14 protein-coding genes are annotated in these 12,395 nt (G+C 74.9%); 7 read left to right on the plus strand and 7 right to left on the minus strand.

Going from position 1 to position 12,395, the window contains the following annotated elements; all coding sequences use genetic code 11:
- Positions 1-10: 10 nt before the first annotated feature.
- The 6 genes from OOK34_RS30735 to OOK34_RS30760 form a co-directional block, all read right to left on the minus strand.
- Positions 11-985, minus strand: coding sequence for an NAD(P)-dependent alcohol dehydrogenase (locus OOK34_RS30735; RefSeq protein ID WP_267037435.1), 975 nt, complete (start codon positions 983-985; stop codon positions 11-13).
- Complete coding sequence (locus tag OOK34_RS30740; protein ID WP_267037562.1) at positions 982-1,224, minus strand: helix-turn-helix transcriptional regulator; 243 nt, start codon at positions 1,222-1,224, stop codon at positions 982-984. The genes OOK34_RS30735 and OOK34_RS30740 overlap by 4 nt, the downstream gene beginning before the upstream one ends.
- Entirely contained in the window at positions 1,221-1,649 is a 429-nt protein-coding gene (locus OOK34_RS30745) for a hypothetical protein (protein WP_267037436.1), read from the minus strand. The genes OOK34_RS30740 and OOK34_RS30745 overlap by 4 nt, the downstream gene beginning before the upstream one ends.
- A 74-nt stretch (positions 1,650-1,723) precedes the next feature.
- On the minus strand, positions 1,724-3,787 hold the full coding sequence (locus OOK34_RS30750) for a SpoIIE family protein phosphatase (RefSeq protein WP_267037437.1): 2,064 nt from the start codon (positions 3,785-3,787) through the stop codon (positions 1,724-1,726).
- A 106-nt stretch (positions 3,788-3,893) separates the two neighbouring features.
- Positions 3,894-4,331: a hypothetical protein gene (locus OOK34_RS30755; protein ID WP_267037438.1), complete on the minus strand. Its 438-nt coding sequence runs from the start codon at positions 4,329-4,331 to the stop codon at positions 3,894-3,896.
- A 76-nt stretch (positions 4,332-4,407) separates the two neighbouring features.
- On the minus strand, positions 4,408-5,016 hold the full coding sequence (locus OOK34_RS30760; RefSeq protein ID WP_267037439.1) for a hypothetical protein: 609 nt from the start codon (positions 5,014-5,016) through the stop codon (positions 4,408-4,410).
- Between the two features lie 136 nt (positions 5,017-5,152).
- On the opposite strand from OOK34_RS30760, the gene OOK34_RS30765 reads away from it, so the two are divergent.
- From OOK34_RS30765 to OOK34_RS30795, 7 genes are all read left to right on the plus strand, one after another.
- Positions 5,153-5,830, plus strand: coding sequence for a response regulator transcription factor (locus tag OOK34_RS30765; protein ID WP_267037440.1), 678 nt, complete (start codon positions 5,153-5,155; stop codon positions 5,828-5,830).
- Between the two features lie 100 nt (positions 5,831-5,930).
- Positions 5,931-7,319, plus strand: a complete 1,389-nt coding sequence (locus OOK34_RS30770) for a cell wall metabolism sensor histidine kinase WalK (RefSeq protein WP_267037563.1) — start codon at positions 5,931-5,933, stop codon at positions 7,317-7,319.
- 119 nt (positions 7,320-7,438) lie between these two features.
- The gene (locus OOK34_RS30775) at positions 7,439-7,954 is read left to right on the plus strand and encodes a universal stress protein (protein ID WP_267037441.1); all 516 of its coding nucleotides are present in this window, start codon (positions 7,439-7,441) and stop codon (positions 7,952-7,954) included.
- Between the two features lie 89 nt (positions 7,955-8,043).
- Positions 8,044-8,508 carry a hypothetical protein gene (locus OOK34_RS30780; RefSeq protein ID WP_267037442.1) on the plus strand — a complete coding sequence of 155 codons (465 nt, stop codon included), beginning with the start codon at positions 8,044-8,046 and terminating at the stop codon, positions 8,506-8,508.
- Between the two features lie 100 nt (positions 8,509-8,608).
- Positions 8,609-9,025 (plus strand): hypothetical protein, encoded by a 417-nt coding sequence (locus OOK34_RS30785; RefSeq protein ID WP_267037443.1) that lies wholly within the window; start codon positions 8,609-8,611, stop codon positions 9,023-9,025.
- A gap of 120 nt (positions 9,026-9,145) precedes the next feature.
- The gene (locus OOK34_RS30790) at positions 9,146-10,240 is read left to right on the plus strand and encodes a PLP-dependent cysteine synthase family protein (protein WP_267037444.1); all 1,095 of its coding nucleotides are present in this window, start codon (positions 9,146-9,148) and stop codon (positions 10,238-10,240) included.
- Positions 10,240-11,544 carry an MFS transporter gene (locus OOK34_RS30795; RefSeq protein ID WP_267037445.1) on the plus strand — a complete coding sequence of 435 codons (1,305 nt, stop codon included), beginning with the start codon at positions 10,240-10,242 and terminating at the stop codon, positions 11,542-11,544. Before OOK34_RS30790 ends, OOK34_RS30795 begins: the two co-directional genes overlap by 1 nt.
- A gap of 64 nt (positions 11,545-11,608) precedes the next feature.
- Here the strand turns inward: OOK34_RS30795 and OOK34_RS30800 are convergent, their stop codons facing one another.
- On the minus strand, positions 11,609-12,319 hold the full coding sequence (locus OOK34_RS30800; RefSeq protein ID WP_267037446.1) for a hypothetical protein: 711 nt from the start codon (positions 12,317-12,319) through the stop codon (positions 11,609-11,611).
- Positions 12,320-12,395 lie beyond the last annotated feature (76 nt).

Below are 12,395 nucleotides of genomic sequence, written 5' to 3' on the forward strand. Positions count from 1 at the left end.
GCCCCCGGTGTCACATGCGGATCACGATCTTTCCGCGTGCGTGGCCGGCCCTCAGGCGGCGGATGGCCTCGGGCACTTCGGCCAGGGGGTAGGCACGGTCGACGGCCGGGGTGAGCGCGCCGGACTCGATGAATCCGGTGAGGTCCCGCAGGTCGTCGGCCCGCACGGCGGAGGCGAGTGCCCGCAGGCGGTGCCGGACGAAGGGCGACAGCAGCAGGGCCCGCAGCTGGCGGTCGTTGCCGCCGATCCAGCGGCCCTCGTGCTCACCGCCGACGATGACGAGGGTGCCGTGCGGGGTGAGGGCCCGGCGGAGCCGGCCGAGGGGGCGGTTGCCCGCGATGTCGAGGATGAGGTCGTGGCGGCGGGTGCCGTCGGTGGGGTCCTCGCGGGCGTAGTCGAGGACCTCGTCGGCGCCCAGCGAGCGGGCCAGGTCCGCCTTGGCGGCGCTGCACACCCCGGTGACGCGGGCGGCGCCGAGGGCGCGGGCCAGCTGGAGGGCGTACGTGCCGACGCCGCCGCCCGCTCCGATGACGAGGACGCTCTGGCCGGGCTCCAGCCGGCCGACGTCGCGCAGGGCCCTGAGTGCGGCGCTCGCCGACTCCGGGACGACCGCCGCCTGTTCGGCGGTGAGGTTGGCGGGCCGGGGGGCGAGCTGCCGCTCCTTGGCGAGGGCGTACTCCGCGAACGACCCGTCGCAGATGCCGTACACCTCGTCGCCGGGCCGGAAGCGGGTGACGCCGGGGCCCACGGCTTCCACCCTGCCGGCGACGTCCAGGCCCCGGACGCGGTTCTTGGGCGCCCGCAGCCCGAAGCCCGCCGCGCGGATGGCGTAGGGCAGGCCCGCCATCAGGTGCCACACTCCCTGGTCCACGCCTGCCGCGTGGACCCGCAGGAGCACCTCGCCCGGGCCGGGCTCGGGGCGCTCGACCTCTTCGAGGCGGAGCACGTCGGGGGGTCCGTACACGTCCTGGACGATCGCTCTCATGAGGTCTCTCCCTCGCTGACGGTGGTACCGGAGGTGTACTGGAAGACGCTGTCGAGCGGGACGCCGAACACCCGGGCGATCTGGAAGGCCATCTCCAGGGAGGGCGAGTAGCGGCCCTGTTCGATGGCGATCACCGTCTGGCGGCTGACGCCGATGCGGCGGGCGAGCTCGGCCTGGGTCATCTCGTCGTGGGCGAAGCGGTGGGCGCGGATGGTGTTGGTCACCCTGGTCGGCTTCACCACGGGTGGAAGCCGAGCCGGTAGGAGACGAGCTTGACCGACGAGCCGAGGACCGACGACAGGACGAAGGCCAGATAGATCGCGTTGGCGATCCAGAACGGCGCGGCCTCGGCCATGGCCAGCAGGAGCCCGGCCACCGCGCCGATCACCACGAAGGACTGCCCGACGTACTCGCCGAAGCGGTGGATCTCCCGGTCCCGCTGGTCCTTGGTGTTGTCCTCCTTCGCGGAGAGCGCCGCCACCGCGACGTGCCCCGCGACCGACGCCGCGATGGCCAGGCCCACCGCCCACAGCAGGGCTCCGATGTAGGGGGCCTGAGTGAGTGTCACCCCGGCGGGACGTTCCAGTACGGCCCACAGGTACGCCGCGTACGACACCACCGCGACCACCAGCATGATCCAGGCGCGTTTCTCTTCGACCGCCATCCCGGCCCCCTTCCGTGTCAAGAAAACCAGACATCCGAAGTGTCAAAGAAGCGCGACACCATGTCAAGGATTCTTTACCTCGCGTGGCGGATCCGGGCCAGGACCAGGACCGTGTCGTCGGTCGCCGGGTCGGGCAGCAGGGCCGCCAGGATCCGGTCCGCCGCCTCCTCCAACGGACCCTCGACGCCCGCCAGTTGTGCACGCAGGGCGTCCAGGCCCGTTTCGATGTCCTGGCCGCGCGCCTCGACGAGGCCGTCGGTGTACAGGGCCAGGACGGCTCCGTCGGGGAGCCGGGCCTGCGCCGAGCGGAAGGGGACTCCGCCCACCCCCAGCGGGACCGCTAGCGCGCCGCCGAGGGTTTCGACGGTGCCGTCGGGGTGGCGTACGAGGAGCGGCGGGTGGCCGGCGTTGGCGATGCGGGCCCCGCCGGTGTGCGGGTCGTAGACCACGTAGAGGCAGGTGGCCAGTTCGATGCCGGATTCCTGGGCACACGCGTCGAGTTCGGCGAGCAGCCCCTCGGGCTCCGCTCCGTGCCGGGCCAGCGCCTTGGCGGTGATGCGCAGCCGGCCCATGGACGCGGCGGCCGGCACCCCGTGACCCATGACGTCCCCGACGACGAGGGCGATCCGGCCGCCCGGCAGGTCGATCACGTCGTACCAGTCGCCGCCGACCTCGGTGACGCGGCTGCCCGGCAGGTAGCGGTGCGCGATGCTCACGTACTCGCTGCGCGCCAGCGCGCTGGGCAGCAGGGCGCGCTGCAGGGTGAGGGCGATGTCCTGGACCCGGCTGTAGAGGCGGGCGTTGTCCAGGCACAGGGCGGCGCGGGAGGCGAGTTCGCCGGCGAGGCTGAGGTCCTGCTCGGTGAAGGCGGGGCGGGCGGCGGAGCGGCCGAACATGGTGATGCCCTGGACGGTGCCCCGGGCGACGAGCGGGGCGATGAGGATGACGGCCAGGCCGCTGTCGAGCAGCAGCCTGGCGCGGTCCTGGTGCGCGACGGTCCGGGTCGCGAACTCCTCGTCGACGGGGACGCAGATCGGGCGGCCGGCGGCGAGCATCCGGTGGATGCCGGAGCCCGGCGGGTACGTCACCCGGTCGAGGCCGGCCACCAGCTCGGGCGCCGGCGGCGGGAGGACCGTGCCGGAGGCGATCCGGCGGGTGATCAGGGGCAGCCCCGGGTCGAAGGCCTCCGAGGGGTACATCCACTCCACCAGCTCCACCACGCAGCCGTCGCAGAAGTCCGGTACGGCCGCGCCGACCAGCTCCCGGGCGGTGGTGCCCACGTCCAGGGTGGTGCCGATGCGGGCGGCGGCCCGGTCCAGCAGGGCGAGGCGCTGGCGGGCCTGCGTCGCCTCCAGCAGGGCCCGTTCCCGGTCGGTGACGTCCACCAGCAGGCCGCCCACCCCGGGCCGGGTGCCGCCGGCCCGGCTGAGCGGGAAGAGGCTGACCGACCGCACCTGGTCGCGGTCGGGACGGCCCGGTGTGCGCATCCCCACCAGGGCGCCCACGAGGGGCCGGCCCTCGTCGGCGACGGCGCGCAGCATGCCCTGGAACTCGCCGCCGTCGGAGGTGAGCATGATCTCGGCGGCGGCGCGCCCGAGGTGGTCCGCGACGGGGAGCCCGTCCATGTCGGCCAGGGCCTGGTTGAGGTGGACGTAGCGCAGGTCCTCGTCGAGCATCACCAGCCCGATGGGGCAGGTCTCGAACAGGGCGTCGAGGAAGGCGAGGTTCGTCTTCACCCGGTCGAGTTCGTCGCCCCGGCTGGCCAGCCCCATGATCACCGAGTCGCCGGCGGTTCCGGCCACCGGGAAGACCCGGAATCCGCAGTCGAAGACGCTGCCGTCCCGGTGCAGGGCCGGCAGCCGGACCCGCCAGTAGCCGAGGGTCAGGGCGCGCTCCGTCAGCCGTGCGGCCGGGGAGGGTGCGCCTTCGGGCGGCTCGGGGAAGAGGTCCGCGGCCGGCCGGGACAGCACGGCGGCGGCCTCGTGTCCGAAGAGGTGCTGCGCGCCGGGTCCCCAGAAGCGGACCCGGCCGTCCTCGTCCAGGCCGAAGACGGCCACGGGCACGTGCTCCAGCAGCGACCCCGGCTCGGACCGGATCGGACCGGGAGCCTGCGCGCCCCCCGTCTGGTCCGCCGGCACCGCAAGCCTCCTCCGCCCGGGGCGCGCCGAGTGGCCGCATCCGCCCGCGCGGGGGCGGAGGGCTCGCCGCTTCCCTTCATTCTGCGCGCCATCCGGGGAGCGGACATCACGGCGAGGGCGGTGCGGCGACCACGCGGCGCGGATCGAGGACGATCTGCTGGACGGTCCAGCAGTCGGCGGACTCGATCGCCAGCTCGGCGCGGCAGCCGGTGCAGCGCAGATTGGCACCGCCCAGGCCGTCGGGGCCGCAGCAGCCGCCGCGGGGGCCCGGGCCGGCGACGGGGGCCATGCCGCGGGCGTCGCCGGGGCTGAGGACGATGCTGCCGGGCGGGCCCGCGCGTTCCCGTCGCACCTGCCCGGGGCGGTCGGGCAGGTACGAGAACGCGGAGGGCCCGGGATCGTAGGCGAAGCGGCCCGGGGGGATGCGCGGAGGGCACTCCCCCTCGGCCTCGTAGGGCATCGGCCCCTCCCGCTCGGGCAGGGGCATCTCCTCCACCTCGGCGGACACCTCGGTCCCGCAGGCGGAGCAACGGAAGACGGTCATGCCCCATCCTGTCCCGCCCCCGGGCCCCGGGGTGGCCGTCTGCGCGAACGCGTACGCCTCTCGCGGGACGGAGGAGTCAGCGGTGGTTCAGCGGGACGTTCGAGGTGATCGTGCCGTCGGAACCGGACACGGTCACCGCGTGGCGGACGCCGTCCGGTCCGAGGACCACCGCCAGCCAGGCGCTGCCGCCGCCCTGCTGGGCGACCGCGCGCAGGGCCTGGACCTTGCCGCCCTCGACCGCCCCGGCCGCCTTCTCCGCCGCCTGCCCGATCGGCAGGGACGGCAGCGGCGCGGGCGCCGGGGCCTTCCTCGCGAAGCCCCCGCGCGCCTGGGCGCCTTCGCGGACCGCCTTCGGGCCGCCCTGCGGGCCGCCCTGCGGGGCGATCTTGTGGGCGCCCGGGTGGCCGGGGACCTCGGGCCGTGCGAAGTGGCGGACCTTGTCCGCCCGCCCGTCGTGGTGGTGGCCCGCCACGGCGACGGCCGCCGCCCCGCCGCCCACGATCACCGCGGCCGCGCCGGCGGCCACCGCCCAGCGCGCGCCCCTGCCCCGGGGGAGCGCGGCGCCCAGGCCCTTGCGCGGGGACTTCGGGGCCTTCGGGGACTGCTCGGGCTGCTCGGGCTGCTCCGCCTGCTCGTGCCGTTCGGGTCGCTCTGGCTGTTCGGGCTGGGGGAAGGACTCAGACATACCGGCACTCCTCAGACACAACCGGGCACCGCACCCGGCTCGAGGCCGAGCATGCCGAGCCGATGCTGAAGCCCACCTGAAGCCGCCTGAAGACCTCTTCAGCAAGGCGCGGACCGCACCTGAGACCCTGGTCGGCATGCGCGTACTGGTGGTGGAGGACGAACGACGGCTGGCCGTCGCCCTACAGCGGGGGCTCCAGGCGGAGGGCTTCTCGGTGGACGTGGCCCACGACGGCCCGCAAGGGCTGTGGATGGCCTGCGAGCACGACTACGACCTGATCGTGCTCGACATCATGCTGCCCGGCCTCAACGGCTACCGGGTCTGCGCGCGACTGCGCGCGGCCGGCAACGAGTCCGGGATCCTGATGCTCACCGCGAAGGACGGCGAGTACGACGAGGCCGAGGCGCTGGACACCGGCGCCGACGACTTCCTCTCGAAGCCCTTCTCCTACCTCGTCCTCGTCGCCCGGCTCCGCGCGCTGGGCCGGCGTACGGGCCGCCGCCGCCCGCGGACCATGCGGTTCGGCGACCTGTTCCTGGACCCGGCGCGCCACCTGTGCTCCCGCGGCGACACCGAGATACGGCTGACCGCGCGGGAGTTCGCGGTGCTGGAGTACCTGGCCGGGCGGCCCGGCGAGGTGGTGCCCAAGCGGGAGATCCTGGAACAGGTGTGGGACAGCGCCTTCGACGGCGATCCGAACGTGGTCGAGGTGCACGTCAGCGCGGTCCGCCGGAAGATCGACGCGCCGTTCGGCCGGTCCGCCCTGGAGACCGTGCGCGGCGCCGGCTACCGACTGGCGGCCGACGGTGGCTGAGACCCGCTCCGCACGCCGCCCGCTCGGCCCCGTACGCGGCCTCGTACGCGGCATCGTCCCTGGCCCCGTACGCAGCCTCGTACGCCGCCTCGTACGGCGGATCCGGCCCACGACCGTCCGCGCGCGGGCCACCGCGGGCGCCGTCGTCGTCGTGGCGGCGGCCCTGGGCCTGGCCTCCTTCGCCCTGCTCGGGCTGCTGGAGGCCAACCTGCTGCGCAACGCCGAGCGCGACGCCGAGCGGCAGGCCCTGACGATCGCCCGGCTCGCGGCCTCCGGGGGCCTCGACCGGATGCGGGCGCCGCTGCCCGGGGCCGACTTCGTCCAGGTGGTCAACGCCCGCGGCCGGGTGCTGCGGGCCACCCCGAACCTGGCCGGCTCGCCCGCGCTCGGCCCCGCCAGGCCGATGCGCCCGGGCACCGCCTTCCACACCTGGAAGGTCCGCCCGCTCGGCGGCGAACACCGCCTGCGGGTCGTGCAGGTCACCACGGACACCCCGCAGGGCCTGGTCACCGTGTACGTGGGGACCTCGCTGCGCGACGTGGACGCGGCCGACGACACCACCACCGCCGCGCTCGCGGTGGGCGGGCCCCTGCTCCTCGCCACGGTGGCCCTGGTCACCTGGCGGGTGACCGGCCGCGCCCTGCGGCCGGTCGAGGCGATCCGCGCGGAGGTCGCCGAGATCACCGACCGCGATCTGCACCGGCGGGTCCCGGTACCGCCCACGAGCGACGAGGTGGCCCGCCTGGCGCAGACGATGAACACCACCCTGGACCGGCTGGAGTCCTCCGGACACCGCCAGCGCCAGTTCATCGCCGACGCCTCGCACGAACTGCGCAGCCCGCTCACCGTGCTGCGCACCCAGCTGGAAGTGGCCCTGGCCGTCCGGGACCCGGAGCTGTGGCCGGAGCTGATCGGCGGGGCGCTCGAGGACACCGAGCGGCTCCAGCAGCTCGCCTCCGACCTCCTCCTGCTCGCCCGCATCGACGCGGCCCAGCCCGTCACGGCGGTCCGGCTGGACCTGGGCGCCGTGGTGCGGGCCGCCGTGGAGTCCCGCCGGGGCGACCGGGTCCCCGTACGCACCGACCTGGAGGCGGGCGTGACGGTGGAGGGCAGCGAGCTGTGGCTGACCCGGGTGGTCACCAACCTGCTGGACAACGCCCAGCGGTTCGCCGACCACCGGGTGGAGCTCGTCCTGCGCGGCAGCGGCAGCGGCGGCGGCCCGCAGGCGGGCACCGTCGTACTCGAGGTCCGCGACGACGGTCCGGGCATCCCGCCCGACGACCGGGAGCGGATCTTCGAGCGCTTCACCCGGCTCGACGACGCCCGCAGCCGCGACCACGGCGGGGCCGGCCTGGGCCTCGCCATCGCCCGCGACCTCACCACCCATCACGGCGGCACCCTCACCGCCGAGCCCTCCCCCGGGGGCGCCCGCCTGCTGGTCCGCCTCCCGGCGGCCTCCTCCTCCCCCTCCCCCTCCTCCTCCTCCTGACGGGAGCTTGACGCCGGCGGGACGGGTTCATACGGATCGCTGACGGACGGGCCGCGGCGGCCGACGTTCAATGGAGGCCGGACAGCAGGACGGTACGGGGCGACTCGGGAGGACCGGCGGTGGGACGACGAGTGGTGGCGGGCGTGAGCGGCGGCCCGGGGAGCCTGACGGCCCTGCACCGGGCCGCCGACGAGGCCCGGTTGCGCGGGGCGCAGCTGTGGGCGGTGCTGGCCTGGCAGGCTCCGGGCGGGGGCCTGGGCAGCCGCGGCTCCGGCGCCGGCTCCCCCTACCCCGAGTGCCGGGCGGCGGCGGTGGGGCGGCTGCGCGAGGCCCTCGACGCCGCCTTCGGGCCGGGCGGCCCGGGTATCGCCCTGGCCGGGCAGGTGGTGCGGGGCACGCCCGGAGCCGTGCTGGTCGACGCCGTCCGGGACGCCGGCGACCTGCTGGTGGTCGGCGCCGGCTGCCGCGGCCGGCTGCTGGGCGCGCTGCGGCCCTCGGTGGCCCGCCACTGCCTGGCGCACGCACCGTGCCCCGTACTCGCCGTACCGCCGAGCCCGCTGGAGGCGCAACTGCACGCCGTACGGCGCCGCAACGCCTGGCACCTCCCGCTGGACGCGCGGGAACTGGCGGAGTGAACCCGGCGTACGGAACCCGGCCACCGACCGTTCAGCGATTGTCCGATTCGAGGTCACACATCACGCGGGGGACAAGCTAAGATCACGACGTGGTCACAGCCCGCTCGCCCCGTACCCCGCGGGCCCGCTCCTCGGCGGGTCTGCTGCACCTGCTCGGGCTGACCCTGCTGCTGCTCGGCCTGGTCTGCGCGCACGGCGCCGGATCCCACGACTCCGGATCCCACGACTCCGGATCCCACAGCCCCGGGTCCCTCTCCGGATCGCACGGCTCCGCGTCCCACGGCTCCGCCTCCTGGAGCGCCGCCGCCATCGCGACGCCGGCCTCCGCGGCCCTCGTCGACCGGCACGACCCCTCCCACCCGGGCCACGACTGCGCCCACCTTCCGCCGCGGACGGGTACCGCGGTCGACGCGCCTCCCGCTCCCCCGGCCACCGCCCTCGGCCACCCCGTCCGCACGGGCCACGGGGACACGGCCGGCCACGGCTCCGGGGCCTGTCCGGCCGGAGCCGCAGCGGCGCCGCAGGCGCGCACCTCCACCGTCCTCCAGGTGTAGACACCGGGATCCGTCCGGGCCCCTTCCGGGCCCGTCCCCGCGATCGCCGCCGCCCCCGCCCTCCCGGGCCGAGGGGTGCCCGCCGCATGGAGGAACCCCGTTGTCCCACCCCCACGCACGCCCGCTTCGCCCCGGTCTGCCCTGGTCCGGCGCGCTGCTCCTCGCCACGCTGAGCACACTGCTGTTCGCGGTCCTCTCCTGCCCCTCCCATGGGCACACGGACGTCTCCTACGGCTCGTCGGCCGCTGGAGCCTCGCTGCATCCCGGGCCGACACCGCCTGCAGGACCCACCGGCCATCCGCACCCGCACCCCGACCACGGTTCCAGCTGTGCCTCCTCCGACCTGGCCCCCTCCGCCCAGGGCCCGAGCCCCCTGCCCACGGGGCCGGCGCGCCCCGCGGCGGGCACGGGCGCCACCCCGGAGGCCGCCCCGGCCGCGCCGCCGGGCGCCGCCGGGCCCGCGATCGACCGCTCCGGCCGTTCCACTCTGACCATCGTCTGTCGATGGCGGCTCTAGTCCGCTCCCGTAAGTCCGTTCGCAACGGCTGACGTATGCCCAACGGGCGGATCTTGCCCTGCCCCGGCTCGGCATCTCCACGAGCGACCACCTGAAGCACCATCAAACGAGAGCGGAACAATGCATTCTTCGGCCACCGACGTCACTCCCCCCGCCCGCGCCAGCCTGTCCGGGCTGGTCGGCAACACTCCCCTGCTGCGCGTGTCCGAGCCGCTGTCCCCGGCGGGCCGCGGCTTCTGGGCGAAGCTCGAGGGCTTCAACCCCGGCGGCATCAAGGACCGTCCCGGCCTCCACATGGTCGAGCGGGCCCGCGCCAGGGGCGAGCTGAAGCCGGGCGCCCGGATCATCGAGTCGACCAGCGGAACCCTCGGCCTCGGCCTGGCCCTGGCCGGCATGGTCTACGGGCACCCCGTCACCCTGGTCACCGACCCGGGCCTGGAAGCGTCGATGACCCGCCTGCTGACGGCGTACGGGGCGCAGGTCAACGTCGTCTCCGAACCGCACCCCACCGGCGGCTGGCAGCAGGCCCGCCGCGACCGCGTCACCCAGCTGCTGGGGCAGCACCCCGATTCCTGGTGCCCGGACCAGTACAACAACCCGGACAACACCACCGCCTACACCCCGCTGGCCCTCGAACTGGCCTCCGAGCTCAACCACATCGACGTCCTGGTGTGCAGCGTCGGCACCGGAGGGCACTCCGCGGGCGTCTCCCGCGTCCTGCGCCAGCTCTACCCCGAGCTGAAGCTGGTGGGCGTGGACACCGTCGGCTCCACCATCTTCGGCCAGCCCGCGCGGACCCGCGTGATGCGCGGCCTCGGTTCGAGCATCTACCCGCGCAACGTCGCGTACGAGCAGTTCTCCGAGGTGCACTGGGTGGCCCCGGGCGAGGCCGTGTGGACCTGCCGCCAGCTCGCCGCGTCCCACTACGCCGCCGGCGGCTGGAGCGTCGGCGCGGTCGCCCTCGTGGCCGGATGGCTGGCCCGCACCATGCCGGAGGACACCCGGATCGCGGCGGTCTTCCCCGACGGGCCGCAGCGCTACCTCGGCACCGTGTACGACGACGACTACTGCGCCGCGCACGGACTGCTGGACTCCCCTCCGGCCGCGGAACCCGACACGATCGGGCGCCTGGACGAGAAGGAGGTCACCCGCTGGACCCGCTGCGCGACCGTGGTGGACCCGCTGACCCTGCACGTGGCGGAGGTGCCGGCCTGATGAAGGGCACCCTCGCACAGGTCCGTTCGTACGAGCGCAGCGTCCAGCTGCTGATGGTGAACCAGTTCACCATCAACCTCGGCTTCTACATGCTCATGCCCTACCTGGCCACGCACCTGGCCGGCCCGCTGGGGCTGGCCGGCTGGACGGTCGGGCTGATCCTCGGCGTGCGCAACTTCAGCCAGCAGGGCATGTTCCTGATCGGCGGCACCCTCGCCGACCGCCTCGGCTACAAGCCGATGATCATCACCGGGCTCGCGCTGCGCATCGCCGGCTTCGCGACCCTCGGGCTGGTGGACTCCGTGCCCGCGCTCATCGCCGCCTCCGCGGCCACGGGGCTGGCCGGGGCCCTGTTCAACCCGGCCACCCGGGCCTACCTGGCGGCCGACGCCGGGGAGCGCCGGGTCGAGGCCTTCGCCCTGTTCAACGTCTTCTACCAGGCGGGCATCCTGCTGGGCCCGCTGGTGGGCATGGTGCTGACGGGCGTCGACTTCCGCGTCACGTGCCTGGTGGCGGCCGGGATCTTCGCGCTGCTGAGCCTCGTGCAGATCCGGGCCCTGCCGGCCCGCCGGGGCAACGACGCCGCCGAGCGGGAGCGGGGCCCCCGGGAGGGGGTGCTCCGCCAGTGGCGGGGCATCCTCGCCAACCGCCCGTTCCTGCTGTTCTCCGTGGCGATGATCGGCTCGTACGTGATGACCTTCCAGGTCTACATGGCGCTGCCGCTGGAGGTTCGGCGCGTCGGGGGCGAGGGCGGCTTCGGCACGGCGGCGGTGGCGGTGCTCTTCGCGGTGTCCGGGCTGAGCACCATCCTCTTCCAGACCAGGGTCACCGCCTGGTGCAAGGCCCGGATGGAGCCGGGCCGCGCGCTGACCTGGGGGCTGCTGACGATGGGGGTGGCCTTCCTGCCCCTGCTGGCCGCCACGGCGCTGCCCGTGCCGGAGTCGGAGCTGGGGACGCGGCTGCTGGCCGCGGTGCCTCCGGCGCTGTCCGCGCTGCTGCTGGCCGCCGGGACGATGATCGCCTACCCCTTCGAGATGGACACCATCGTCCGGCTGTGCGGCGACCGCCTGGTGGCCACGCACTACGGGCTGTACAACACCATCTGCGGCATCGGCATCGCCGTCGGCAACCTGCTCACGGGGGCGGCGCTGGACGCGGCCCGCTCCGCCGGGATGTCCGCGCTGCCCTGGCTGGCCCTGTTCGCCCTCGGCCTCGGGTGCACGGCCGCCCTGTACGGACTCCACCGCACGGGCCGCCTCGCGCCGCCCGTCCGTGAGGAGCTCCCGAAGGTCCTGGCGGTCTGACCGGGGGCCCATGCGGCGCCGGCGGCCGTGCCCTTCGGGTGCGGCCGCCGGCGCCGGGCGGGGGTCAGGAGATCCCGTACCACTGGCTGGCCCAGCCGGTGTTGATGGTGCTGGTGGACTGCTCGGCCAGGTTCACCGTGGCCGGCAGGGCGTTCTGGCCGGTCAGGACGGTGCTGTAGCGCAGGTTGGGCGGGGTGAGGCCGGCGTTCACCGAGATGCCGGCCCCCGTGGACTTCAGGGTGAGGGCGTTGGTGGCCCAATTGCCATTGAGCAGGAGGGCGATGAAGTAGGTCCCGGGGGCGGCGGTGAAGGGCTTGGCGAGGGCGAGCGGTTTGGCGACCGGGTCGGTCATCAGCTGCGGCGATATGTCGGGGGTGGCCGCACGCAGGGTGCCGGTGGCGTCGTACACGCCCAACTGGCAGTTGGAGAGCTGGGCGTTGGGGTCGAGGCCGGCCAGTCCCAGCCAGATGTTCGACCAGGTGGTCTCCTGGCGCAGCACGATCCGCACCAGGGTGACCCGCCCGCCGACCCCGGCGGCCGACTGGGCGGTGACGTGCCCCGCGTCGTTGGGGTCTCCGGTCCATGCCAGCAGGTTCTGGTCCTGCGGCCGGGGCCCCTCGTACCCGCCCGCCGCACCGCCCGGTGCGGGTGCGGCGGCCGGGGAGCCGCCGCCCGCCGGGTGCGCGGCCCCGCCCGAAGAGGTGCAGCCGGCCAGGACGAACAGCGCGGCGAGCGCGGAGAGGAGACCGCGCGCGGCGGTGGTGCGGGTGGACATGCTTCCCCCATGTGGTGCGGACGTACCGGGGAGTCATGGTCACACGCCCCGGAAGGGCCGGGCCCGTCGGCTGACG

This window comes from Streptomyces sp. NBC_00091 (assembly GCF_026343185.1).
GTDB lineage: Bacteria > Actinomycetota > Actinomycetes > Streptomycetales > Streptomycetaceae > Streptomyces.